The sequence below is a fragment of the Pseudomonas sp. 9AZ genome, assembly GCF_902506525.1.
Classification (GTDB): Bacteria; Pseudomonadota; Gammaproteobacteria; order Pseudomonadales; family Pseudomonadaceae; genus Aquipseudomonas; species Aquipseudomonas peli.
Window position 1 is genome coordinate 468,943 of record NZ_LR733840.1, and the last position, 24,542, is coordinate 493,484.

27 protein-coding genes are annotated in these 24,542 nt (G+C 60.3%); 16 read left to right on the forward strand and 11 right to left on the reverse strand.

The genetic code is table 11. The features are described from left to right. Nucleotides 1–25 precede the first annotated feature (25 nt). The 4 genes from ALTER154_RS02290 to ALTER154_RS02305 form a co-directional block, all read right to left on the reverse strand. Nucleotides 26–814, reverse strand: coding sequence for a hydroxypyruvate isomerase family protein (locus ALTER154_RS02290; RefSeq protein ID WP_160085093.1), 789 nt, complete (start codon nt 812–814; stop codon nt 26–28). Beyond that, nucleotides 811–1,716 carry an NAD(P)-dependent oxidoreductase gene (locus tag ALTER154_RS02295; protein WP_160085094.1) on the reverse strand — a complete coding sequence of 302 codons (906 nt, stop codon included), beginning with the start codon at nt 1,714–1,716 and terminating at the stop codon, nt 811–813. The genes ALTER154_RS02290 and ALTER154_RS02295 overlap by 4 nt, the downstream gene beginning before the upstream one ends. Before the next feature lie 85 nt (nt 1,717–1,801). Beyond that, nucleotides 1,802–2,170 carry a DUF5064 family protein gene (locus ALTER154_RS02300; protein WP_160085095.1) on the reverse strand — a complete coding sequence of 123 codons (369 nt, stop codon included), beginning with the start codon at nt 2,168–2,170 and terminating at the stop codon, nt 1,802–1,804. A gap of 75 nt (nt 2,171–2,245) precedes the next feature. Then, complete coding sequence (locus ALTER154_RS02305; RefSeq protein ID WP_160085096.1) at nt 2,246–2,563, reverse strand: DUF2288 domain-containing protein; 318 nt, start codon at nt 2,561–2,563, stop codon at nt 2,246–2,248. 309 nt (nt 2,564–2,872) lie between these two features. Here ALTER154_RS02305 and ALTER154_RS02310 point away from each other — a divergent pair, with 309 nt between their 5' ends. The 11 genes from ALTER154_RS02310 to ALTER154_RS02360 all read left to right on the forward strand — a co-directional run bounded on the left by ALTER154_RS02310 (nt 2,873) and on the right by ALTER154_RS02360 (nt 13,086). Further along, nucleotides 2,873–3,994: a branched-chain amino acid ABC transporter substrate-binding protein gene (locus ALTER154_RS02310; RefSeq protein ID WP_160085097.1), complete on the forward strand. Its 1,122-nt coding sequence runs from the start codon at nt 2,873–2,875 to the stop codon at nt 3,992–3,994. Nucleotides 3,995–4,111: 117 nt separating this feature from the next. Then, a complete protein-coding gene (gene livH / locus ALTER154_RS02315) occupies nt 4,112–5,035 on the forward strand; it encodes a high-affinity branched-chain amino acid ABC transporter permease LivH (protein ID WP_090248315.1) in 924 nt (307 codons plus the stop codon). Next, a complete protein-coding gene (locus tag ALTER154_RS02320) occupies nt 5,032–6,300 on the forward strand; it encodes a high-affinity branched-chain amino acid ABC transporter permease LivM (protein ID WP_178093306.1) in 1,269 nt (422 codons plus the stop codon). The genes livH and ALTER154_RS02320 overlap by 4 nt, the downstream gene beginning before the upstream one ends. Next, nucleotides 6,297–7,064: a high-affinity branched-chain amino acid ABC transporter ATP-binding protein LivG gene (gene livG, locus ALTER154_RS02325; protein ID WP_090248317.1), complete on the forward strand. Its 768-nt coding sequence runs from the start codon at nt 6,297–6,299 to the stop codon at nt 7,062–7,064. Before ALTER154_RS02320 ends, livG begins: the two co-directional genes overlap by 4 nt. Continuing rightward, the gene (locus tag ALTER154_RS02330; RefSeq protein WP_160085098.1) at nt 7,064–7,765 is read left to right on the forward strand and encodes an ABC transporter ATP-binding protein; all 702 of its coding nucleotides are present in this window, start codon (nt 7,064–7,066) and stop codon (nt 7,763–7,765) included. Before livG ends, ALTER154_RS02330 begins: the two co-directional genes overlap by 1 nt. Before the next feature lie 188 nt (nt 7,766–7,953). Further along, nucleotides 7,954–8,664 carry an rRNA pseudouridine synthase gene (locus ALTER154_RS02335; RefSeq protein WP_160085099.1) on the forward strand — a complete coding sequence of 237 codons (711 nt, stop codon included), beginning with the start codon at nt 7,954–7,956 and terminating at the stop codon, nt 8,662–8,664. Between the two features lie 48 nt (nt 8,665–8,712). After that, nucleotides 8,713–9,174 (forward strand): DUF1456 family protein, encoded by a 462-nt coding sequence (locus tag ALTER154_RS02340; RefSeq protein ID WP_090248320.1) that lies wholly within the window; start codon nt 8,713–8,715, stop codon nt 9,172–9,174. 370 nt (nt 9,175–9,544) lie between these two features. Then, on the forward strand, nt 9,545–10,315 hold the full coding sequence (locus ALTER154_RS02345; protein ID WP_090248321.1) for an SDR family oxidoreductase: 771 nt from the start codon (nt 9,545–9,547) through the stop codon (nt 10,313–10,315). 39 nt (nt 10,316–10,354) lie between these two features. Further along, nucleotides 10,355–11,050: a tRNA (N6-threonylcarbamoyladenosine(37)-N6)-methyltransferase TrmO gene (gene tsaA / locus ALTER154_RS02350; protein ID WP_160085100.1), complete on the forward strand. Its 696-nt coding sequence runs from the start codon at nt 10,355–10,357 to the stop codon at nt 11,048–11,050. Between the two features lie 92 nt (nt 11,051–11,142). Continuing rightward, entirely contained in the window at nt 11,143–11,556 is a 414-nt protein-coding gene (locus ALTER154_RS02355) for a VOC family protein (RefSeq protein WP_160085101.1), read from the forward strand. A gap of 195 nt (nt 11,557–11,751) precedes the next feature. Then, nucleotides 11,752–13,086 (forward strand): GGDEF domain-containing protein, encoded by a 1,335-nt coding sequence (locus ALTER154_RS02360; RefSeq protein ID WP_160085102.1) that lies wholly within the window; start codon nt 11,752–11,754, stop codon nt 13,084–13,086. Between the two features lie 48 nt (nt 13,087–13,134). Here ALTER154_RS02360 and fpr read toward each other — a convergent pair whose 3' ends face one another. Then, nucleotides 13,135–13,914 carry a ferredoxin-NADP reductase gene (gene fpr, locus ALTER154_RS02365; protein ID WP_160085103.1) on the reverse strand — a complete coding sequence of 260 codons (780 nt, stop codon included), beginning with the start codon at nt 13,912–13,914 and terminating at the stop codon, nt 13,135–13,137. Nucleotides 13,915–14,035: 121 nt separating this feature from the next. Between fpr and ALTER154_RS02370 the strand changes: the two genes are divergently transcribed. Further along, entirely contained in the window at nt 14,036–14,962 is a 927-nt protein-coding gene (locus ALTER154_RS02370) for a LysR family transcriptional regulator (RefSeq protein WP_160085104.1), read from the forward strand. 8 nt (nt 14,963–14,970) lie between these two features. On the opposite strand, the gene ALTER154_RS02375 is transcribed toward ALTER154_RS02370, so the two are convergent. Together ALTER154_RS02375 and erdR are read right to left on the reverse strand one after the other, a co-directional pair. Beyond that, a complete protein-coding gene (locus ALTER154_RS02375; protein ID WP_160085105.1) occupies nt 14,971–15,336 on the reverse strand; it encodes a diacylglycerol kinase in 366 nt (121 codons plus the stop codon). Between the two features lie 67 nt (nt 15,337–15,403). Next, nucleotides 15,404–16,063: a response regulator transcription factor ErdR gene (gene erdR / locus ALTER154_RS02380; protein ID WP_160085106.1), complete on the reverse strand. Its 660-nt coding sequence runs from the start codon at nt 16,061–16,063 to the stop codon at nt 15,404–15,406. 198 nt (nt 16,064–16,261) lie between these two features. Here erdR and ALTER154_RS02385 point away from each other — a divergent pair, with 198 nt between their 5' ends. Next, complete coding sequence (locus ALTER154_RS02385) at nt 16,262–17,149, forward strand: DMT family transporter (protein ID WP_160085107.1); 888 nt, start codon at nt 16,262–16,264, stop codon at nt 17,147–17,149. A gap of 3 nt (nt 17,150–17,152) precedes the next feature. Here the strand turns inward: ALTER154_RS02385 and ALTER154_RS02390 are convergent, their stop codons facing one another. Beyond that, nucleotides 17,153–17,863, reverse strand: coding sequence for a tRNA-uridine aminocarboxypropyltransferase (locus ALTER154_RS02390; RefSeq protein ID WP_090248332.1), 711 nt, complete (start codon nt 17,861–17,863; stop codon nt 17,153–17,155). A 218-nt stretch (nt 17,864–18,081) separates the two neighbouring features. Here ALTER154_RS02390 and ALTER154_RS02395 point away from each other — a divergent pair, with 218 nt between their 5' ends. Beyond that, nucleotides 18,082–18,480 carry a quorum-sensing-regulated virulence factor family protein gene (locus ALTER154_RS02395; RefSeq protein WP_090248333.1) on the forward strand — a complete coding sequence of 133 codons (399 nt, stop codon included), beginning with the start codon at nt 18,082–18,084 and terminating at the stop codon, nt 18,478–18,480. Between the two features lie 3 nt (nt 18,481–18,483). Here the strand turns inward: ALTER154_RS02395 and ALTER154_RS02400 are convergent, their stop codons facing one another. Both ALTER154_RS02400 and ALTER154_RS02405 read right to left on the reverse strand, forming a co-directional pair. Next, complete coding sequence (locus tag ALTER154_RS02400; RefSeq protein WP_160085108.1) at nt 18,484–18,684, reverse strand: hypothetical protein; 201 nt, start codon at nt 18,682–18,684, stop codon at nt 18,484–18,486. Between the two features lie 36 nt (nt 18,685–18,720). Beyond that, complete coding sequence (locus tag ALTER154_RS02405) at nt 18,721–21,123, reverse strand: xylulose 5-phosphate 3-epimerase (RefSeq protein ID WP_160085109.1); 2,403 nt, start codon at nt 21,121–21,123, stop codon at nt 18,721–18,723. A 129-nt stretch (nt 21,124–21,252) separates the two neighbouring features. On the opposite strand from ALTER154_RS02405, the gene ALTER154_RS02410 reads away from it, so the two are divergent. Continuing rightward, nucleotides 21,253–22,656, forward strand: coding sequence for an MBL fold metallo-hydrolase RNA specificity domain-containing protein (locus tag ALTER154_RS02410; protein WP_160085110.1), 1,404 nt, complete (start codon nt 21,253–21,255; stop codon nt 22,654–22,656). Nucleotides 22,657–22,788: 132 nt separating this feature from the next. After that, on the forward strand, nt 22,789–23,868 hold the full coding sequence (locus ALTER154_RS02415) for an LOG family protein (RefSeq protein WP_160085111.1): 1,080 nt from the start codon (nt 22,789–22,791) through the stop codon (nt 23,866–23,868). Nucleotides 23,869–24,066: 198 nt separating this feature from the next. Here ALTER154_RS02415 and recX read toward each other — a convergent pair whose 3' ends face one another. After that, entirely contained in the window at nt 24,067–24,531 is a 465-nt protein-coding gene (recX, locus tag ALTER154_RS02420; RefSeq protein WP_160085112.1) for a recombination regulator RecX, read from the reverse strand. Between the last annotated feature and the right edge of the window lie 11 nt (nt 24,532–24,542).

A 24,542-nucleotide genomic window follows, 5' to 3' on the forward strand; every position in this document is an offset into this window, starting at 1 on the left:
TCGCTGCGAAAAACAGGCGCCTCACTCAGGCGAGCATGGCTCGCCATTCACTCAGCCAGTTCAGGCCGGCCTGGGTGCCCGCCTCTCCCGGTCGGTATTCCGCTGCCAGCCAGCCCTCATACCCACCGTCACGCAAAGCCTTGAGCAAAGGCGCGAACTGCAACTCGCCGCGGCCCGGCGCACCACGCCCCGGGTAATCGGCAAACTGCACATGGCCGATACGCCCTGCCAACAACGCGATACCAGCCTGTATATCCAGGCCCTGCCGCGCCATATGGTAGAGGTCGTACTGCGCCGCCAGGTTGGGATGGCCCACAGCCCTGAGCAACTCATCCAGTTGTGCCGGGGTATTGATCAGAAAGCCGGGCATATCCAGCGGATTGATCGCTTCTACCACGACGCCAATGCCCAATAGCTGAAAAGCTTCGGCGGTCTTGCGCAGGTTGGCGATCAAACAGGCCAACGCCTGCCCAGACTTAACGCCCTCAGCCAGGCGACCCGGCAACACATTGACCAACGCCGGACGCACCATCGCGGCGTAGCTCAACGCCTGCTGCAACGCAGCATCAAACTCGGCCTGCCGCGCAGACACTGCAGCCAGACCTGGCCCGCCGCTCATCAGGTCGCCGGCTGGCAGGTTGATCAGGCGCAGTGGCATACCCGCAGCCTCCAGCGCCTCTTTTAGAGCAATAGCCGGCAGCTCGTAGGGAAACTGGATTTCCACGCCATCAAAGCCTGCTGCAGAGGCAGCCACCACTCGTTCGATAAGCGGCAGCTCAGTAAACAGCAGCGACAGGTTGGCCGCGATCTTCAAGACCGTGGCTCTTGAGGCTGCTGCGCACGATACAGCTGCACCAGCGTCGCCGGGTCACGCTCCAGATTGCCCTGGCTGCCGTGTTGGCGCATCAGCTGCGCGGCCAGACCGCTGAGCGGTGTAGCCGAGCCGACCTGCTGCGACAGTTTGACCGCCGTGTCGAGATCCTTGAGCAAAGTGCGCACATGCCACTTAACCGGCTCGAACTGACTCTCGGCCATCTGCGGCGCGAGAATCTGCAGCGGTTTGGAATCGGCAAAACCGCCGGCCAGCGCCGGTGCAATCAAGCTGGCATCAACCCCAGCCTGCTCGGCCAGGGCCACTACTTCGGCGATCACCAACGCATTACAGGCAACGATCATCTGGTTGCACACTTTGGTTACCTGGCCCGCACCGACATCACCCATGCGCGTCAGGCGTTGCCCCAGGTGCGCGAGAATCGGCCTAACGCGTTCAATGTCCTCAACCCGCCCTCCGGCCATGATTGCCAACGTGCCATTGGCCGCACCCGGCGTGCCGCCAGAGACGGGCGCATCGACCCAGTGCATGCCGCAACGGGCGTGCAACTCAGCTGCCATCTCACGGGTGGCGGCCGGTTCCAGACTAGAGAAGTCCACCAACACCTGTCCGGGCTTGGCCGTTTCCGCGATGCCGCCAGGGCCAAACACCACCTCGCGCACCACCTCAGTATTGGCCAGGCAAAGCATGACGATATCGGCCCGAGCACAGAGTTGCGCCGGGCTGGTCATCACCTGCGCCCCCAACGCTTGCAGTGGCGCGCACTTATCAGGGGAACGGTTCCACACGCTCAGCGGATAACCAGCGGCCAACAAGCGCTGGGTCATAGGCAGGCCCATCAGGCCAATACCAGCAAATGCCAAAGCAGGAAGGGAGGTGGACATAGGCAGACTCCGACTCATTGATGGTCGCCATCTTAACCTAGTGGCTGCGGAACCTGTCCCGCCAGTCAACGCCCGAGCAACAGGCCTACAGGCCGTCTTTTTCCAGATGATCGAGGTTGACCGGCTCGCCGCTCTGCGCGCCGAGCTTGGCGCGGATGTCTTCGAACATCAGGTCGTACTCGGCGTGGCTGCGCATGATCAGGCTGCTGTTGGTCGGCAAGCCATGCTTGTGCGCCAGGCGCGTGGCCACGCTGGCGAAGTTGAAGGCGGTATCGCGGTGCAGTTCGAAGATTTCCTCAAACGCTTTACCCTCCACCTGACCGTGCATGCGCATGTGCAACATCGGGCCTTCGGTCGGGTCCTGGCGTACTTCGTAATGCAAGTCGACACTAAACAGCGGCGCATCGGCCGTAGCCAAGGTATTGGCGCGATGCAGATGTCCGGGTTCAAACATGCTGGCAGCTCCTGCAATCAGTCCATGGTGCTGCCAGCATAGTTGCTCTGGATAAAGCGTGATACGCGCGCCAGATCAGTGCAGCGGCGCTCGCTCAATGCGTTCCTGCGCCAGTACCCAGGGCGCCACTACCACCGCCCACAGCTCTGGATCGCGGGTTAGCAGGTCTTCGGCGCGGCTGTCGTCAGCCTTGCTCAAGATACCTGCAGCCAGCCAGGCGGCGACTTTTTCCTGATCGTTCTGCGCCACAGCCTGCGCTACTTCGATCAGATCCTGAGTGCCGTCGACCAGCAGCAAGGCGCCACGGGCGAAGAAAGGTTGTAGCTCCTGCCAGGTAATAGCTGCAGTTTCACCAAGCAGCTTGGCATAGAGGGTGCTAGGTTGTTCTGTCATGGATTGCCCTGTCATTGGTGACCGCTTTTTTAATCGGCCGCCATGATAGCGTCGACCAGCCCGCTGGCAAATTCGCAACGCTGTTCGCGACGTTGCCAACGGCGATCAAGACACGCCGTTTTTCTATACGTTTATTGCGTTAAAGCGACACCTCAGGGTTTTGCCCCCAGCAAGCCGCTTTTCAAGCCGCAAAGCCGCGCTCTACACTGCACCGGTACAGTTGCCGGGGGGATGACCGGGGGAACAACCCGGTTCTGCAGCTTTGGCCGCCAGAACTACAACAATCAAAACCAATAAGAGTGGAGCACTATGAACAAGGCTACTAAGCAGATTTCCAAACTGTTTGCCGCCATGGCCATGGCTGGCGTTGCCAGCTACTCGGTAGCGGCTGACACCATCAAGATTGGCCTGGCAGGCCCAGTCACCGGCGCCGTCGCGCAATACGGTGAAATGCAGTTCATCGGCGCCAAAATGGCTATCGAGCAGATCAACAAGGCCGGCGGGGTGAACGGCGCAATGCTCGAAGGCGTGGTGTATGACGATGCCTGCGATCCAAAGCAAGCCGTTGCTGTTGCTAACAAAATCGTCAACGACGAAGTTAAATTCGTAGTTGGCCACCTGTGCTCCAGCTCCACCCAGCCAGCGTCCGACATCTACGAAGACGAAGGCATTCTGATGGTCACCGCGGCTTCCACCAGCCCGGACATCACCGCTCGCGGTTACGAGCTGGTGTTCCGCACCATCGGTCTGGACAGCCTGCAAGGCCCAACCGCTGGCAACTTCATCGCTGACCACGTCAAGCCGAAAGCGGTTGCCGTGATCCACGACAAGCAGCAGTACGGTGAAGGCATTGCTACCGCGGTCAAGCAGACTCTGGAAAGCAAAGGCACCAAAGTCGTTATGTTCGAAGGCATCAACGCCGGCGACAAAGACTTCTCCGCAATGATCGCCAAGCTCAAGCAAGCCGGTGTGGACTTCATCTACTACGGTGGCTACCACCCAGAGCTGGGCCTGCTGCTGCGTCAGTCGGCTGAGAAAGGTCTGAGCGCCAAGTTCATGGGCCCAGAAGGCGTTGGCAACAAGGAAATCTCGGCCATCGCTGGCCCAGCTTCCGAAGGCCTGCTGGTTACTCTGCCGAAGTCGTTCGACCAGGACCCACGCAACAAGGCGCTGGTTGATGCGTTCAAAGCCAAAAACGAAGACTCCAGCGGTCCGTTCGTGTTCCCGGCTTACGCCGCGGTACAAGTGATCGCCGAAGGCATCACCAAGGCTGGCGACAACGACACCGCTAAAGTGGCCGCAGCCCTGCGCGCCAACAGCTTCGACACCCCAACTGGCACCCTGGCCTTCGACGAGAAGGGCGATCTGAAAGACTTCAGCTTCGTCGTCTACGAATGGCACCAGGACGGCACCAAGTCCGAAGCCAAGTAAGCTCTTAGCCTGAACCCAAAACCCACTGCTTCGGCAGTGGGTTTTGTTTATTAGAAGAATTCCGGTTGCATGCTGCGCCAAAAGCGCTGCCTTGCGTGACAACCCAGGAGTTAGGCAATGCCTGATCTTTATCACTACCTGCAACAGCTGGTTAACGGTCTGACCGTTGGCAGCACCTATGCCTTGATCGCCATCGGCTACACCATGGTTTACGGCATTATCGGCATGATCAACTTCGCCCACGGCGAGGTTTACATGATTGGCTCGTACGTAGCCTTCATTGTGGTCGCCGGCTTGGCCATGTATGGCCTGGACAGTTTACCCATCGTGATGATTGCGGCCTTTGCCGCCAGCATCATTGTCGCCAGCGCCTATGGCTACAGCATCGAACGGGTCGCCTACCGCCCTCTGCGCGGCGGTAACCGTCTGATTCCGCTGATTTCCGCTATCGGCATGTCGATCTTCCTGCAGAACCAGGTGCTCCTGGCGCAGGACTCCAAGGACAAATCGATCCCCAACCTGCTACCAGGCAACTTCGTCTTCGGCGAAAGCGCCATGAATGGCGTGGTGATTTCCTATATGCAGGTACTGATCTTCGTCGTCACCTTCTTTGTCATGGTCGGCCTGACGCTGTTTATCTCCCGTTCACGCCTGGGCCGCGCCTGCCGCGCCTGCGCTGAAGACATCAAGATGGCCAACCTGCTGGGCATCAACACCAACAACATCATTGCCCTGACCTTCGTCATCGGCGCCGCACTGGCTGCCATCGCCGCCGTGCTGCTGGGCATGCAATACGGCGTGATCAATCCACACCTGGGCTTCCTCGCCGGGATCAAGGCCTTCACCGCAGCGGTACTCGGCGGTATCGGCAGCATTCCCGGAGCGGTACTCGGTGGTCTGCTGCTGGGTGTGGCCGAAGCTTTTGGTGCCGATATCTTCGGCGACCAGTACAAGGACGTGGTGGCCTTCAGCCTGCTGGTACTGGTGCTGCTGTTCCGCCCAACCGGTATTCTCGGCCGTCCGGAGGTTGAAAAAGTATGAAGACCTCCATTACCCAAAACCTCAGAACCGCGATCTTCAGCGCCTTGCTGGTGCTGGCCGTGGCCTACCCGGTTATCGGCCTGAAGCTCTCCACTGTCGGCATCAAGCTCGAAGTGCAAGGCGCCAGCCCAGCCGTGCTGTGGACCATCTTCGGCTGCTCGATTGCCATGTTCTTCTGGCAACTGTTCCGCAACCACCTGAGCGCCGCCTGGAGCAATGCACCCAAGCTGCCCAGCATGCCGGGCAAAGCCAGCGAGTTCCTCACCCTGCCCTCGACCCAGCGCTGGATCGTTCTTGGCCTGATCGTCGTTGCGCTGGCCTGGCCGTTCTTCGGCTCGCGTGGTGCGGTGGATATCGCCACGCTGATCCTGATCTACGTGATGCTCGGCCTCGGCCTGAACATAGTGGTCGGTCTTGCCGGCCTGCTCGACCTCGGCTACGTGGCCTTCTACGCCGTAGGCGCTTACAGCTACGCGCTGCTGTCGTTCTACTTCGGCCTGAGCTTCTGGATCTGTCTGCCGATTGCCGGCCTGATGGCGGCGTTCTTCGGCTTTATCCTGGGTTTCCCGGTGCTGCGCCTGCGCGGCGACTACCTGGCCATCGTGACCCTGGGTTTTGGCGAGATCATCCGCATCCTGCTGAACAACATGACCTGGCTGACCGGTGGCCCGAACGGCATCGGCTCGATCCCCAAGCCAACGCTGTTTGGCCTGTCGTTCGACCGCAAGGCCGCTGAAGGCATGCAGACCTTCCACGAGTACTTCGGGGTGGCTTACAACTCGATCAACAAGGTGATCTTCCTCTACCTGATCGCCCTGCTGCTGGTGCTGTTGACCCTGTTCGTGATCAACCGCCTGCTGCGCATGCCGATCGGCCGCGCGTGGGAAGCGCTGCGTGAAGACGAAATCGCCTGCCGTGCCCTGGGTATGAACCCCACCGCGATCAAGCTCTCGGCTTTCACCATCGGCGCCTGCTTCGCTGGTTTCGCCGGCAGCTTCTTCGCCGCGCGTCAGGGCCTGGTCAGCCCGCAGTCGTTTACCTTTATCGAATCGGCGATCATCCTCGCCATCGTCGTACTGGGCGGCATGGGTTCGCAGCTCGGCATTATCCTCGCGGCCATCGTGATGATTCTGCTGCCGGAACTGGCGCGTGAATTCAATGAATACCGCATGCTGATGTTCGGCGCCCTGATGGTATTGATGATGATCTGGCGTCCGCAGGGTCTGCTGCCCATGCAACGTCCACACCTGGAGCTGAAGCAATGAGCCGCCCGATTCTAGAAGTAAGCGGCCTGTCCATGCGCTTCGGCGGCCTACTGGCCGTCAACGGGGTGAACCTGCAGGTCAAGGAAAAACAGGTTGTGTCGATGATCGGCCCGAACGGCGCCGGCAAGACCACCGTATTCAACTGCCTGACCGGCTTCTATCAGCCTACCAGCGGCAGCATCCGCCTCAATGGTGAGCAGATCGAAGGCCTGCCCGGCCACAAGATCGCCCGCAAAGGCGTGGTGCGCACGTTCCAGAACGTGCGTCTGTTCAAGGACATGACGGCGGTGGAAAACCTGCTGGTCGCTCAGCACCGCCACCTCAACACCAACTACCTGGCGGGCCTGCTGAAGACCCCGGCGTTTCGTAAAAGCGAACGCGAAGCCATGGAGTTTGCCGCGCACTGGCTGGAGCAGGTCAACCTGACTGAGTTTGCCAACCGCACGGCCGGCACCCTGGCCTACGGTCAGCAACGTCGCCTGGAAATCGCCCGCTGCATGATGACCCGCCCGAGCATCCTGATGCTCGACGAGCCAGCCGCTGGCCTCAACCCGCGCGAGACCGACGACCTCAAGGCGCTGATCCGCGTGCTCAGCGACCAGCACAACGTCACCGTGCTGCTAATTGAGCACGACATGAAGCTGGTCATGAGCATTTCCGACCACATCTACGTGATCAACCAGGGCACGCCCCTGGCGGACGGCACGCCGGAACAGATCCGCGCCAACCCGGACGTGATCAAAGCCTACTTGGGGGAAGCGTGATGCTGTATTTCGAGAACGTTTCCACCTTCTACGGCAAGATTCAGGCGCTGCATGACGTCAACGTCGAAGTCCGTCAGGGTGAGATTGTCACCCTGATCGGCGCCAACGGTGCCGGCAAGTCGACCCTGCTGATGACTCTCTGCGGCTCGCCCCAGGCGAGCAGTGGCAGCATCCGCTACCAGGGTGAAGAGCTGATCGGCCAGGACACCTCGAGCATCATGCGCAAGAGCATTGCCGTGGTGCCGGAAGGTCGTCGGGTGTTCTCCCGCCTGACCGTGGAAGAAAACCTGGTGATGGGCGGCTTCTTCGGCAGCAAGGCCGACAATCAGGAACAGCTGGACAAGGTCCTGCACCTGTTCCCGCGCCTGAAGGAACGCTTTGCCCAACGCGCCGGCACCATGTCCGGCGGTGAGCAGCAGATGCTCGCCATCGGCCGCGCGCTGATGAGCAAGCCCAAACTGCTGCTGCTCGACGAGCCGTCGTTGGGTCTGGCCCCGATCATCATCCAGCAGATCTTCGACATCATCGAACAGCTGCGCAAGGACGGTGTAACGGTGTTCCTGGTCGAGCAGAACGCCAACCAGGCGCTCAAGCTGGCCGACCGTGGCTATGTCCTGGAGAACGGCCGGATCGTCATGCAAGGCAGCGGTGAGCAACTGCTCAACGATCCAAAGGTACGCGACGCCTATCTGGGCGGTTAAGCGCTACCTCGCTGAAAAAACCGCTCTTCGGAGCGGTTTTTTATTGCCGAGGACAAAGCCAACCCTGCCCGCCTGTCTCTGCCTCAATACTGACAACAGCTTTTATCGCCGCCGTTCGCCCGATGTTCCGTGCACCGGGGGCCTGTCCGGTTACAATGGCGGCCCTTTTTTTGCCGATGACCGCTTTTATGACTGACCCCATTCGCCTGTCCAAACGCCTGATCGAAGTGATTGGCTGTTCGCGCCGCGAGGCCGAACTCTACATCGAAGGCGGCTGGGTCACGGTGGATGGTGTGGTCGTAGAAGAGCCCCAGTTCAAAGTCGCTGAACAGCGCGTGGAACTGCTGCCCGATGCCGTCCTGGCGCCGATCGAGCCAGTCACCTTGCTGCTGAATGTGCCCAATGGGCATAACCCGGAACGCGCAGTGGAAGGCATCAGCTCGGCCAATCACTGGCCGGAAGACAGTTCGGGGGTTCGCCCGTTAAAAGGCCATTTCGCCCGTCTGATCAGCTGTGCACCGCTGCAAGCTGGCGCAGATGGCCTGCATGTACTGACCCAGGATTGGCGCATCGAGCGCAAGCTCAAGGAAGACCTGAGCAAACTGGAGCAGGAATATGTGGTCGAAGTCGTCGGCACTCTGAGTGCAAGTCAGCTCAAGCGCTTGGCACACGGCCTGACTTTTAATGGCGTGGCCTTGCCACCCTGCAAGGTCAGCTGGCAGAACGAAACCCGCCTACGCTTCGCTTTGAAGAACCCGCTGCCCGGACAGATCGTGTTCATGTGCAACAGCGTCGACCTCAAAGTGCTGGGTATGAAGCGCATCCGTATCGGCGGTGTGCCGATGGCCAAGGTTCAACCTGGGCAATGGCGCTACCTGGCCGGTAAAGAACGCTTCTAATCATTTTTTAACGGCTGCTTTGAGCCGCCGCATTTTCAGGACCTTTCCATGCTTAACAACGACGTACTGCGTAGCCTGCGCTACACCCTCGACATCAGCGACGCGCAGATGGTCGACATCATTAAGCTCAGCGGCAAACAGGTTGCCCCCAGCGACCTCGCGGCCATGCTCAAGAAGGAAGACGAAGAAGGCTTTACTCCTTGCGACGACGAGCTGATGGCACATTTCCTCGACGGCCTGGTGTTCTTCAAGCGCGGCAAGGATGACAGCCGCCCCGCTCAGCCGCTGGAGCTGCCCGTGACCAACAACATGGTGTTGAAGAAACTGCGCGTGGCCTTCGAGCTGAAGGAAGACGACATGCACACGATCATGAACAGCGTCGACTGCCCGGTTTCCAAGCCGGAGATGAGTGCGCTGTTCCGCAAGTTCGGCCACAGCAACTACCGCACCTGCGGCGATCAGTTCCTGCGCAACTTCCTTAAGGGTCTAACCTTGCGCGTTCGCGGCTAAGAACCTATTTACGATCTGCTGCGCGTCGGCCATCCGGCGTTAAAAACAGCCTCGGCAAGCCACTTGTGGCTAACGCGCTTTAGCGCGACCCGAAGGGCGAGTGAAACGAGTAATGCTCATTTACAGCTCGTAAACTCCGCTTGATTCGCTACGCTCACCCTTCGGGTCAGCCTGCGGCTGTTACTGCGCTTCGCTGCGTTTCTTGGCTGTTTTTGCCTTGTCTGGCTCTAGCTCGCGAGATCGTAAACAGATTCTAAGTCCGCGCTGCCATGCCTGCCCGCATGGCAGCGTATTTCCACAGGCAATGATGACTGCCATGGCGCGGTCAGATGATTAGGGTAGTGGCACTCATCCGTTAAAAGGATTCGCCATGCACCCCTACTTCAGTCTGCAAGGCCGCACCGCTCTGGTGACCGGCGGCACACGCGGCATCGGCAAGATGATCGCCAAAGCCTTTGTCGAAGCCGGCGCCACGGTCTATGTTTGCGCGCGTGACGGCGAAGCCTGCGCACAAACCGCTGCCGAACTATCAGCCTTTGGCACCTGCCACGGCATCGCCGCCAACCTAGCGAGCGAGGAAGGTGTGCACGTGTTGGCTGAGCAGTTGGCCGGCAAGATCAACAGCCTGGATATCCTGGTCAATAACGCCGGCACCACTTGGGGCGCACCACTAGAAAGCTATCCGGCCAAGGGCTGGGAAAAGGTCATGCAGCTCAATGTGACCTCGGTATTCAGCTGCATCCAGCAATTGCTGCCGCTACTGCGCAAGGCAGGCAGCGCGGCTAATCCAGCGCGGGTGATCAATATCGGCTCGGTCGCCGGCATCACCTCCCACGGCGAAGACGCCTACGCCTATGGCCCGAGCAAGGCGGCGCTGCATCAGCTGTCGCGCATGCTCGCCCGCGAGCTGGTCGGCCAACATATCAACGTCAACGTGATCGCGCCGGGGCGCTTCCCGAGCAAGATGACTCAGCATATCGCCACCGACGAGGCCGCCATGGCCGAAGACACCGCGCTGATCCCGATGCAGCGCTGGGGCCGCGAAGAGGAAATGGCCGCTCTGGCGATCAGCCTGGCCAGCACGGCCGGGGCCTACATGACCGGTGCGATCATCCCCATCGACGGCGGTTTTCACCTATAGTCAGGTACTATGGCGGCGTTTTCACTCGATCACGCCGCCATGCCCTACTCCGTTTCCCCCATCGGTTTTGTTCGCTCCTGCTTCAAGGAGAAGTTCGCCATTCCGCGTCAGCCGCAATTGGCCCCAGCGGCCCGTGGCGTGCTGGAGCTGGTCGCGCCCTTCGATAACGGCGATGCAGTGCAGGGATTGGAGAAGGTCAGTCATGTCTGGCTGCTGTTTCTGTTTCACCAGGCGCTGGAAGACAAGCCGCGGCTCAAAGTGCGCCCGCCGCGCCTGGGCGGCAATCAATCGGTCGGCGTATTCAGCACCCGCGCTACCCACCGACCCAATGGCATCGGCCAGTCGGTGGTCAAACTGGACAAGGTCGAAGCCGGCAAACTGTGGCTGTCCGGTATCGACCTGCTCGACGGCACCCCGGTGCTGGATATCAAACCCTACGTGCCCTATGCCGACAGCATCGCCGGAGCCTACAACCGCATCGCCGACAGCGCGCCGGCACTGATCGACGTCGGCTGGCAGGACAGTGCACTGATCCAGGCAAACGAACATGGGCAGCGCCTGAATGAACCGCTGGTCGAGTTGATCGAACAATGCCTGGCCCAGGACCCACGCCCGGCCTACCAGCAGCCCAGTCCCGAGCGCCGTTATGGCGTGCGTTTCTGGGATGTCGATGTGCACTGGCACTACCCGCAGCCTGGCAGCATTTGCGTGCTGGAAGTCGTGCCCGCCGGCTGATCTAGTTCGCGCCCCCAACACGCGCGGATAGGCTGAGCAGCTACTTTGTCTTATATTTGCCAGATAAATGTATACAAAATAGGATGCTCATCATGCTCGAACGCCCCGGTCGCCTCAATGGCTTGCGCCATATCGCCCTGCTGGTCCCTAACCTGGAAGCCTGCGAACGCTTTTATGTGGGTATTCTCGGCATGCAGGTGCTGCACCGCGCCAATCCGGACCTGGTCTACCTGACCTGTGGTAATGACAACCTCTCCCTAGGTCGCGCTTCTGTGCCCAGCAGCGGCGAGCAGGCAGTGGATCACTACGGCTTTATCGTCGACAGCATCGATGAGCTGCACGCCTGGTACGCCTACTTCAAGGCACACGGCGTGACCCTGCTTGACCGCCCTTTCGCCCATGGCGACGGCGCGCACAGCTTCCACTTGCTCGACCCTGCCGGCAACAAGGTACAGCCGATCTACCATCCGGCCGTCTCCGGGCAGCGCTTTAGCCACGCGCAATAACAGGCAGTACGCCGTCGACACGGCGTTCTACACTGAGTAGACGCCCGTCAGCAGTGATCGGCATAGCCCTGCAGGCGACAAACAGACGTGCACTGTTCAACGCCTTGCGGGTATGGTGAGTGCAAGGGGCATGCTGCCAAAGCGCCAGTAAGCGGCCCGATAAACCGTCATCACACATCGACACACTGTGAACGCATGAAAGCCAGCACCTACGCGCCGACCGAAAACCTTGTCGATCTGCTGCTCGACGCCATCTGCGTGGTCGACAAACGCGGCCGCTTTGTTTTTGTCAGTGCCGCCTGCCAGCGCATTTTCGGCTACAGCGCAGAAGAAATGATCGGCCAGGTGATGATCGAAATGGTCCACCCCGAAGACCGCGCCAAAACCCTGCTGGCGGCGAAGGAAGTAATGGCCGGGGTGCATAAACCACAGTTTGAAAACCGTTACCTGCGCAAGGATGGCAGTAGCGTGCATATCCTCTGGTCTGCACGCTGGTCGGAAGATGATCAGGTGCGCATCGCCGTGGCCCACGACATCACCGAGCGTAAGCGCAGCGAAGCCCTGCAGACCGCGCTGTATGGTATTTCCGAAGCCGCTCATTCGGCCAAGGACCTGCTTGGCCTCTTTCAGCAGGTGCACCAGATTATTGGCGAACTGTTGCCAACCCTGAGCTTTTCCGTCGCCTTGTATGACGAACAAAACGACGAATTAAGCTTCCCCTACCCTGCCGAACCCCTGCCCATTCCGCTGACTGATTCGCCGCTGAATGCCGTTACGTTGAGTGCCCAGGTCATTCGCAGCGGCAACACTTTGCTGTTGCCCAATGCCAGCCAGCCGCATCCTGAATCGCCACACAGCTGGCTGGGCGTGCCGCTGCACTCACACAGAGGCATCATCGGCGCACTGCTGGTGCAAAGCAGCGCCTCCACCCGCTACAGCGAACGTGATCAGGAATTACTGCAATTCGTCTCGACCCAGGTGGCTGCGGCCATTGAGCGCCAGCAAATGCTCAGCCGGCTGCAGTTTATGGCGCAGTACGACCAACTTACCCGACTGCCCAATCGCGAACTCCTACGCGACCGTCTGCACACGGCCTTGGCCCGCGCACGTCGCGAGCAGTCGCAGGTCGCGCTGTTGTTCCTTGACCTGGACAAGTTCAAGCAGGTCAACGACAGCTTCGGTCATGCCGCGGGCGATCAACTGCTGCAAGGTGTCGCTCAACGTATCCAGCTGTGCCTGCGCGAATCCGATACGGTGGCACGCTTTGCCGGGGATGAGTTCGTCGTGCTGCTAGAAGACTTTCACTCGACCGATCACGCCAGCGTGGTAGCCGAGAAAATCCGCCAGAGCCTCAATCAACCCTTTGAAGTGTGTGGCCAGAGCCAGACCGTCCTGCCCAGCATCGGCATCGCCCTGTACCCCCAGCACGCCCAGGACGAGCAGCAACTGTTGCAACATGCCGACAACGCCATGTACCAAGCCAAGCAGAAAGGCGGCAACCGTGCGCACAGCGCCTTAGCGCTGGAATAGCGCGCATAAAAAAGCCCGCCGATTGGCGGGCTTTTGATAACGGCAGGCTTACTTCTCGACGAAGGCGCGCTCAATCAGGTAGTCACCTGGCTCGCGCATGCGCGGCGAGACCTGCAAGCCAAACTCGTTGAGCACTTCGCTGGTTTCATCAAGCATGCTTGGGCTACCGCAAATCATCGCGCGGTCGTCCTGCGGATTGATCGGCGGCAGGCCGATATCCTGGAACAGCTTGCCGCTGCGCATCAGATCAGTCAGGCGGCCCTGATTTTCAAACGGCTCGCGGGTCACCGTCGGGTAGTAGATCAGCTTGTCCTTCAGCGCATCGCCGAAGAATTCATTCTTCGGCAGGTGCTCGGTGATGAATTCGCGGTAGGCCACTTCGTTCACATAACGCACGCCGTGAACCAGAATCACCTTCTCGAAGCGCTCATAGGTTTCCGGGTCCTGAATCACACTCATAAACGGTGCCAAGCCAGTGCCCGTGCTGAGCAGGTACAGGTGCTTGCCAGGCTTGAGGTCATCCAGTACCAGGGTCCCGGTGGGTTTCTTGCTGATGATGATCTCATCGCCTTCCTTGAGGTGCTGCAACTGCGAGGTCAGCGGGCCATCCGGCACCTTGATGCTGAAGAACTCCAGATGCTCTTCCCAGTTCGGGCTGGCAATCGAATAGGCGCGCATCAACGGACGGCCGGTTTCCTGCTGCAAGCCGATCATCACGAACTGACCATTCTCGAAACGCAGACCCGGATCACGGGTGCACTTGAAGCTGAACAGCGTGTCGTTCCAATGGTGAACGCTAAGAATGCGCTCGGCGTTAAGATTGCTCATGTTCGGAGCTCCGCAAAGGTAATGTCGCCTGCGCGCCTGCGCGCAATTGCACGGCATTGTAATGAGCGGCAGAATATCTGTTAACTTGATTATCAAGATATAGGTTATCGGTTATATAGATATGCGATTTACCCTCAGACAACTGCAAGTCTTCGTCGCCGTGGCCCAGCATGAAAGCGTGTCGCGCGCGGCCGACTCCCTGGCCCTGTCGCAATCGGCCACCAGCACATCGCTCAGCGAACTGGAGCGCCAGTCCGACTGCCAGCTGTTCGACCGCGCCGGTAAACGCCTCAGCCTCAACGCTCTAGGCCTGCAACTGTTGCCACAGGCGGTGGCGTTGCTCGACCAGGCCAAGGAAATCGAACGCCTGCTGGGCGGCAAGAGTGGCTACGGCTCGCTAAACGTTGGCGCCACGCTCACCGTCGGCAACTACCTGGCCACCCTGCTGATCGGCAGTTTTATGCAGCGCCACCCGGAGTGCCGGGTCAAGCTGCAGGTGCACAACACCGCCTACGTGGTACAGCAGATCGCCCACTACGAACTGGACATGGGCATGATCGAAGGTGACTGCCAGCACCCGGATATCGAGGTGCAGCCCTGGGTTGAAGATGAGCTGGTGGTGTTCTGCGCACCGCAACATGCGCTGGCGCAGCGCGGTGAAGCGAGCCTCGACGAGCTGACGCGCGAGGCGTGGATTCTACGTGAGCAAGGCTCCGGTACGCGCCTGACCTTTGACCAAGCCATGCGCCATCACCCCAGCAGCCTGAATATTCGCCTTGAGCTGGAACACACCGAGGCGATCAAACGTGCGGTGGAATCAGGCCTAGGGATTGGCTGCATTTCCCGCCTGGCACTGCGCGATGCCTTTCGCCGCGGCAGCCTGGTGGCGGTGGAAACCCCTGAGCTGGATCTACGCCGGCAGTTCTACTTTATCTGGCACAAACAGAAATACCAGACCGCCGCCATGCGTGAGTTCATCGAGCTGTGCCGCGCCCTGACCGCCGGCGTGACGCGCAGCGACCAGATCGTCCTGCCGACTATTGCCTGAAAGGCGGATTAACCGAACAGGATAATCGCCCACACCAGGGCAATCAGGCTGAGGGCGGTGAACTGCGCGGCACTGCCCATGTCCTTGGCATTTTTCGACAGTGGGTGCAGCTCCAGGGAAATACGGTCGATGGCCGCCTCCACTGCAGAGTTAAGCAGTTCGACGATCAGCGCCAGCAGACACACCGCGACCATCAAGGCGCGTTCAACGCGGCTGACATCCAGGTAGAACGCCAAAGGCACAAGTATCAGGTTGATCAGCAGCAGTTGGCGAAACGCAGCTTCACCGGTAAAAGCGGCGCGCAGGCCGGCCAGCGAGTAACCAGTGGCATTGAGTACACGTTTAAGGCCGGTCTGGCCTTTGAATGGAGACATTGAGGGTCATCACAACGAGAGAAGGAAAACAGCGCGGCAAGCCTGCCAGGCAAAGATTAACGGACGCTTAACCATCCGCTTGTGAAGGAATCGACTCCAGCTGTTGCAGCAGCAAGGCCGCTTGAGTCCGAGTACGCACTCCCAGTTTACGGAAGATAGCCGTCACATGGGCCTTCACCGTGGCCTCAGACACGCTGAGTTCATACGCGATCTGCTTATTCAGCAAGCCATCACAGACCATGGTCAGCACGCGGAACTGCTGCGGCGTCAGGCTGGCCAGGCCTGCACTGGCGGCTTTGGCTTCAGCCGACAAGGCAATCGCTTCCTGAGTCTGCTGTGGCCACCAGACCTCACCATCCAGCACCAGGCGAACTGCCTGCTGGATCGTCTCCAGCGGGCTGGATTTGGGGATAAAGCCACTGGCGCCGAACTCCCGCGAGCGCGCAACGATGGACGGCTCTTCCTGAGCGGAGATCATCACCACCGGAATATGCGGGTACTGCCCACGGAGCAACACCAAGCCTGAGAAGCCATAAGCGCCGGGCATATTGAGATCAAGCAGAACCAGGTCCCAGTCGGTCTTCTGTGCCAGGCAGGCTTCCAATTCGGCAATGCTGGCGGCTTCGACCAGCCGTACATCCGGCCCCAACCCCAGGGTTAACGCTTGTTGCAAGGCACTGCGAAACAGGGGGTGATCGTCAGCAATGAGGATTTCAAAAGCGGCCATGGTGAATCCTGTTTTTGTTATGTGGGTACCCGCCAGGGTACTGTCCAGGGCACGGTGAACAATGCGCACAGGCCGCAGGGTTGCGGCGCAACCAAGCCTGAAAACGCAGAAAAGCGACCAAGCATGCCCAGCACTGACGGGGTGGTCAAGCACGACGCTTTGCGGCACAGTTCGCAGCTTTGCCGACGAGAGCCTGAAATGCGAAGCCACGCCCTGCGCGCCGACCTGTTAATGCTGCTGACTGCCATGATCTGGGGCTCGGCGTTTGTAGCTCAGCGCCTGGGCATGGACTCCGTAGGCCCGTTTCTCTACAGCGGCCTGCGTTTTGGCTTGGCAGCACTGATTCTGCTGCCAGTGCTACGCCTGCTGGAAGGTCGCAGCAAAAGCGCGACAGTCGCACCACTGAACCGCCAGTTGCTGCGTGGCGGGGTGCTGATGGGCTTGGCCCTAGCTTTGGGTATCAACCTGCAGCAGGTTGGCCTGCTGTTTACCAGCGTGACCAACTCGGGCTTCATCACTGGGTTGTACGTGATCATCGTGCCGCTGCTAGGGCTGTTTATTGGCCATAAAACCGGCCTGGGTATCTGGTTGGGCGCCTGCCTGGCAGTGGTCGGCATGTTCCTGCTCAGCGTCGGCGAGGGCTTTACCGTGGCCTCCGGCGATTGGCTGCAACTGGCCGGGGCGTTCGTGTGGGGCGTGCATGTACTGCTGGTGGGCTTCTTTGCCGGGCGCCATGACCCGCTGCGCCTGGCGCTGGTGCAGTTCATCACCTGCGCGGTAATCAGCCTGGTGCTGGCAGTAGTCTTCGAGGAAATTCAGCTGGACGCGATCATCGCCGCGGGACCGGCGATTCTCTATGGCGGCATCTTCGGCGTGGCCATTGGTTTTACTTTGCAGGTGGTGGCGCAGAAAGACGCCATCGCCTCGCATGCGGCCATCATCCTCTCACTGGAGGCGGTATTCGCCGCCATCGCCGGAACCTGGCTACTCGGTGAATCACTGGAACTGCGCGGCTACTTCGGCTGCGCACTGATGTTTGCCGGCATGCTGTTGGCGCAGTTGTGGCCCAAGAAGCTGACCCACTAGCCGCTAGAGAAACGCGCGCAGGCGTTCGTGCAACGGATCATCCAATGGCACCGCACGCGGTGCCTTGGCAGCCAGGTAGTGCTGACTAAAAACATCCAGGTAAGCATTCAAACCATCCGCCGCGCGCTGGTCGCCTGCCAACTCTAGGCACAGTGCCGCGACCTCGGCCGTGCAGAAATGGTCATCGCGTTTGGAGCGTCGCAGCTTGTAGCGTGACAGCTGCTCAGCCTGAAGGCTGAGTACAGGTAGGCTGTCGAGGTAGGGGCTTTTGCGAAACATCTTGCGCGCCTCGCTCCAAGTGGCATCCAGCAGCACAAACAAAGGCCGCTTGCCGGGCGCGGGTTGAACTTCGCTGACCACTCGTTCGGCGGCCACGTATTCGCCCGGAAACACCAGGTAAGGCTGCCACTGCGGATCGTTCAGCAACGCCGGCAACTCGGCATCAACCTCGACACGTGACCAGCCGAATGCCGACGTATCAGCCAGCACATCGGCAATTAGCCAGCCGGTATTGCTCGGTTTGAGCGCCTCGACATCGTGCATCAACAGACACACCGCTGATGTAGCAGCAATGCGCGGACGCCAGGCACACAGGCAATGGGTCATCACCAAACGGCACTCGTCACAGCGCACTGAGCGGCTACCACGGGCCAAAAATGGTTTAGCACTGCGGGCAATCCGCGCAGCGCGTAAACGCGAGACAGCGTGGCTCATCAGGCGTACACCTGACAGATAAGAAGAAACGGCATGAGTCATCCTGGGGTCAGCAAGCGCGGCAGTCTATCAAAGCCCGCTCAGGCGTATTCAACCGTGCGTCTTACGTGGCCTACCGTGGTAACTGCGTAAGTGTCGGCAGACGGGTAAGATAGGCGCCACTGAACCTCTGCCCGGTAGCGCCGGTCAGAAGGTGCGAATCGACTTTGGAGAACCCCATGCTGCGTTTGATCAGCCTGACCCTGGCAGTGAGCCTGCCCCTGTTTGCCCATGCCGCTACCTTGAAAGACTTTGAGCTGAGCAAAACCCTGGAAAAAGTCGCGCGCGAGAGCAGCGTAGGCACGCCACGGGCAATCAATGAAGACATTCTTGATCAAGGTTATACCGTTGATGGCAGTGAGCTGGTCAACCACCTCAGCGTACGCAGCGAGCATGCGGCACAAATGCGTGGCAACCCGGATGTGGTTCGCGCACAACTGGCTAACAGCGTGTGCCGCAACACCGGGTATCGCCAGTTATTGGCCCGCGGCGCTGCGCTGCGTTATGAATTCAGCGAATACAAAAGCAACCGACCAGTGACCACCGAGCGTTTCAGCAAAGCCGACTGCGGCCTGTAAGCCTCAGCTATCCGTTTGCTCCGCGCGCCGCTGCTCATCATCGGCGCGCAGATCGGCTAACAAGGCATGCATATAGCGCGAACGCCTAACGCCGCCCTCAAGACGATGCAAACACTCTTCTTCAAGGCTTATCTGGTTCTGCTGTGCTGCCTGCTCTAACAAGCGGTACAAATCCGCATCAAGATCCAAAGTCAATTTAGGCATACCTGCCCCTCCTTTTCCCACACCCACTGGCCTGCACTAACGCAGACAGTGTGGTTCTCCCCGCCCTTGCACGGCTGCTTGCTCCTCGGCACTGAGCAAATCGCCAAGCGGTTTTTCCAGCAACGCGGCAGCGGCCTCCAGCACATGCGCCCAGCTCGCCTGGTTGGCGAACAACATACCGGCTTCATCCAGGGTGCCACCTCGATTACGGTAGCCCAGCACACGGCTGTGTCGAGCCTCACCCAGCAGCGGCCACAGATGCCCACGGGCAACTTCCGGGCGCATATGGGTGAGCAGCACACGCTTTATGCTGGCAGCCGGGAATAACCGCTCAACCCGCTCGGCATCAACAATCACCGCCTGTTCCCAGGTATCGCGAGCCGCACGAAAACGCCCCGGCTCTTGCAAGTAAACCAGACGCCAGGCGCACCCGGCCGCGCTCAGACGAACGGCCGCGCGCTGCATTTCCGCCAACTGATAACTACCGGTGGCGATCAACAGCAAAGGCTGCTCGCCTTGCTTCTCAGCCAGCACAACAGCGCCATCCTGCGCCAGCTGCTCGGCCTGTTCGCGAGTGAATACACAAGGCCGCTCACGTTTGGCAATCACCATGCAGGCGAGCTGGCCACGCGCCTGATAGATGCCCGGCAGCAGCGCCAATACCGAATTGTGGTCGGCTGGAAATACCACCCGCACCATATCGCTCATTTCACCGAGCAAGGCCTCGCAGAAGGTGGTGTCCTGGTGCGACTGCTGATTCTTGCCGTTCTCCCAGGTGTGCGATGTAGCCACCAGCGGCCAGCCGAGCCAACCTGCGGGGCGCCCAGCCTCTTTCTGCTGACGGGCAAAGATAATGCGTTGACGTACTGCGCCAAGCATCTTCACGCAGAAGGCCTCATAGCTCGCCACCAGATTCAGGCCACCCTGGTTGGCCAAGCAGGCAGACACCACGGCTTCTTCATTGAGCGCAGTGATGATGGCGCCATCCAGCGCTTCCAGCTCGCTCTCCGGCGCGGTCACCCGGTGCTTGAGCGCCTTGAGCACGCCGCCCAGGCGATTGCTGGCCAGCTCATCGGGGTTACCGACACGCGGGCGCAACTGCGGGTTGGCTTGCACCAGATCGACAAAGAAACGATCAAGGGCCAGCATCGGCGAGCAGGCGCCGTCCTGATACTGCAACTCAGGCAGTTTTGGCAGCGCTGGATGACGCAGCGCCAGCGGGTTATCGCGCTCCAGCGGGCGGGAGCCTCGATCCGCAAACAGTGCGCAGGCGGCGCTCAGCTCTTCCGGCGCGACCCAAAGCTGCGCAGCATGCAGATTGAACAGTTCACGGGCGCCGCTATCGGTATGCGGGTTGGCCGGTAACGGCAGGTTGTGCGCCGCATTGCTGCCAGCGCCGTAAAAGCCGAAACCCTTGAGCGTTTCGGCAATGCCGTAAGGCATCGGCAACGGGTAATTCAGCACGCCATCACGCAGCTCCTGCACGCGGCGCCCCATACGCTGCTCCATCTCCCAAAGCGCGCAGACAAAGGCCGCCGGGTCGCGGCCATCGAAACTCACGGGATCAAAGCCGCAATGACGCAGGTGCTCACGGAAGTTATCCAGCCCGGCGGGCGTCGCCAGCTCGGTACGCTGCTCGATGCGCCGGCCATTGGCGATCATCAACGGCAACGCCACGCCGCAATCTTCGGCGCGCCACCAACGCGGCATCCAGTCACTGCCGCGTTGCTCCTCGGCCGCGCCATCGGAGAGAAACGTCACCAGCTTCTCGCCGGGTAACGGCAGATGGGTATATTGCAGCTCGGCAAAGCCCAGATAACCACCTTCGGCAATGCCGCCAGCTGTGTGCGGATTGACGTGGCTGCCCAGCGGCGCGCTGACCTGGCCGGCGGCGTTCTGCGCATAGCTGTAGAAGTCCGCCACCAACTGGCTCATCCCGGTTTCGTCACAGGGGTAACGCTCGGCCTGTTCCGGGTGCTGATTGGCCGTTAGCAGGTTGAGCGCCTCGATGGCTGCCACACAGTGGCCCTGGCCCATCAGCCAGCCACGGGTTTCCCCGGTCAGGTTATTCAACGCCAGGTAACCGGCATAGGCCGGCACCGTATTCAGCGCACCTCCGGTATGCCCTTCGGGCGACACCTTGAAGTCCTCTGCAGCCAACGCCACGCCATCGAGGCGCACGCGCTGGGCATAGGTCATATGCACCACCAGCCACAGCCCTGCGGCCGTCAGCCGATCCAGCGCGTGAAAGTGGCGGTAGACGCTCGGCAGATCCGCCTGCGCGCCGGCCTGCACCAGTTGGTGGGCCATACGGTAGACCGCAGCGCAGGTCTGCGGACTGTGCTGCAAAGGACCATAACCGCGCTGCCAGGCGGCGAAGGTTGGCTCAAGGCGGGCATGCTCGGCCAACTCGCTGGCGCTGGGAAATAGCTGGGTCATATGCGGCTCCGATAGTTTTAGTCAGCTTAGAGCGCGGGATACAGGCAGATGCTGACCTGTATCAAAACCCCCGGTTACCTGATGGGTCAGCCTTAAGCGCCACCCATTCAACTTGTTCAAGGATTAGCCATGGCCCTGCTCAACTTCCTCGGCGCAATTCAACAAGTCACCGGTTCCTGCTACCTGATCGAAAGCCGCGACGGGGCACGGGTATTGCTCGACTGCGGCATGCGTCAGGGCCGCCGCGAAGAGGAAGACGGCAACCGCGCGCCGTTTGCCTTTGACCCGCACAGCCTGGACGCCGTGGTGATTTCTCATGCGCACATTGACCACACCGGCCTGCTGCCGAAACTCACAGCCGCCGGCTATCGCGGGCCGATCTTCGCCACTGATGCGACCTGTGAGCTGATGGAATTGATGCTGCTCGACGCCGCGGTTCTTCAGGAGAAAGACGCGGAGTGGGAAAACAAATGGCGCGCGCGGATGGGCAAGGCACCAATCAGCCCGCTCTACACCAACGCCGACGCCGAACAGACGCTGAGCCAACGCAGACCGATGCTGTATGGCGAAAGCCGCGAAGTGGCCAAGGGCGTGCAGGTCACCTTTCACGATGCCGGGCATATCCTCGGCTCGGCGATTGTCGAACTCGAAGTACAGGACCACCACCTGACTCGCCGCCTGGTGTTCTCCGGCGACCTGGGCAATACCTGCTCGCCCTTGATGCAAGACCCCAGCACGCTGAACAAAGCCGATGTGGTGCTGCTGGAATCGACCTACGGCGACCGCGATCACCGCTGCAGCGAGGCCACCCTGGAAGAACTGGCGGAGATTCTGCAGCAGGCCCATCGCGATGGCGGCAACGTGCTGATCCCGTCCTTCGCCGTCGGTCGTACCCAGGACCTGATCTACTACCTTGGGCGTTTCTACCACGAAGGGCGACTGCCGCAGCAAGCGGTGTTTCTCGACAGCCCCATGGCAATCCGCGCCAACGCCATCTACTCGCGTTTTCAGGACCAGTTTGCCGCCGAAGACCGCGCCGCCTTTCAGGCCCGCGGCAGCAAACGCATCGAAGACTGGCTACCAATCCTGCGCTGCACGCCGAGCCCGGAAGAATCGATGGCGATAAACCGGATACAGAGCGGCGCAATCATCATCGCCGGCAGCGGTATGTGCACCGGCGGGCGCATTGTCCATCACTTCAAGCACAACCTCTGGCGCGAGAATTGCCACCTGATCTTTCCCGGTTTCCAGGCCAAGGGCACGCTGGGACGCAATATCGTCGACGGCGCCGAGAACGTGAAAATCCTCCATCAGCGCATCGCGGTAAAAGCCAAGGTGCACACCCTCGGCGGCTTCTCCGCGCATGCCGGGCAATCACAGCTGCTCGACTGGGTCAGCCACTTCGAGCACCACCCCGAGCTGTACCTGGTGCATGGCGAACTGGAGAAGATGCAGGCCCTGCAACTGGCCTTGCGCGAGCGTCTGAACTGGATCGCCAACATCCCTGAACCAGGCGAGCAAATCGCCCTCTGATGCAGTCCTGGCATGGGCTGTCGGTTGTCACGCATGGGCATGCGTCGCACAATCCCTCAGCCAGCAGCCATACTCAGGACAAGGCCGACGCGGCAATAAGCTGCTCGGCCGGCAACCAGAAGGAGAAGTTGTATGCCCGATGAATCGGACGATTTTTTGTCCCGGCATTTTCAGACCAGTGGCGTCGACCTGACCACCCGAGTGGAAGAACTGGGCATCCTCGCCGCACCGCCCGACAGCCCCAACACCAAGCTCTACCAGGCCATGCTCGGCACGGTTGTGCGCATGGCGCAGGCCGACCGCAACCGCTGGGACGCCAAGATCATGCTGCAGACCCTGCGCGAAATGGAGCATGCCTTCAGCACATTGGAACAGTTCAAACGGCGGCGCAAAGTGACCGTCTTCGGCTCGGCGCGCACCCCGTCCAGCCACCCGGTTTACCGTCTGGCCCGAGACCTGGGCGCGACTCTAGCCAAGCACAATCTGATGGTCATTACCGGTGCCGGCGGCGGCATTATGGCCGCTGCTCACGAAGGGGCTGGGCTGGAAAACAGCCTGGGTTTCAATATCACCCTGCCCTTCGAGCAAGGCGCCAATGCCACCGTACAAGGCAGCAATAACCTGCTGTCGTTCCACTTCTTCTTTCTGCGCAAACTGTTCTTCGTCAAAGAGGCCGACGGCCTAGTGCTTTGCCCTGGTGGTTTCGGCACCCTGGACGAAGCACTGGAAGTGCTGACCCTGATCCAGACCGGGAAAAGCCCACTAGTACCCGTGGTGCTGCTCGACCAACCTGGCGGCACCTTCTGGACCAGCGCCCTGACGTTTTTGCAGGAACAACTGCAGGACAACGGCTATATCATGCCCAGCGATATGCGGCTGATGCGCCTGGTGCACAGCGCCGAAGAAGCAGCCGAGGAAATAGCCCAGTTCTACCGCAACTATCACTCCAGCCGCTGGATCAAGGAGCGCTACGTGATCCGCCTCAACCACGCGCTGAGCGATGCGGCCATGCAGCAACTCAACGATGAGTTCCACGACCTGTGCATGCACGGCGACTTCCAGCAGCAAGCGCGCTGCGACTCCGAGCAGGACGAACCGGAGCTGTGCCACATGACGCGCCTGGCTTTCGCCTTTAACGGACGCAACCACGGCCGCTTGCGCGAACTGCTTGACCTGGTCAATCAGTCGCACAACTGGGCGGAAAACGGCTGATGTATCGCCCAACCGATAGCCTGCTTGCGGGCTATCGGTAATCGTGGCTCAGCTGGCTAACAAGAAAAAATCAACCTCACTCATTTCAGTACGGAAAGCATTGGCTTCCGGTACTGCTGCATCATTGGCGTGTGGGAGTAGGCAACGGGGAGAACGGAGGGAACTGATACAACTGGTCAGCGAACAACTAGCTTCGGTTTAATCGTCCAACGCACCGCGTAGCAAGCGCCCGATCAGCTCAGGCGGATAACCCCGGTAACTGAGAAAGCGTCCCTGCTGGGCACGCTCGCGGGCGTCACGGGGTAGCTCACCGGCAAACTTGCGTTGCCAGGTTTCCTGCAGATGTTCACGCCAGTCGATACCACTGTCGCGTAGTGCCTGCTCGACATCACTGCGGGTCAGGCCACGCTGGGTCAACTCTTCACGAATACGCAACGGCCCATAACCGGATCGCGCCCGGTAGCTGACAAAGGCCTGCAGGTAACGCGCCTCAGACAGCAAGCCTTCTTCAGCCAGGCGATCGAGAGCGGCTTCGATCAACTCATCTGCCGCCCCACGACTGCGCAATTTGCGGGTCAACTCGACCCGACCATGTTCGCGTCGCGCCAGCAGATCCATGGCCGCCCGCCGCACCGCGACGGGGTTATCCAGAGCAATGGACATAGGCAGGCAAA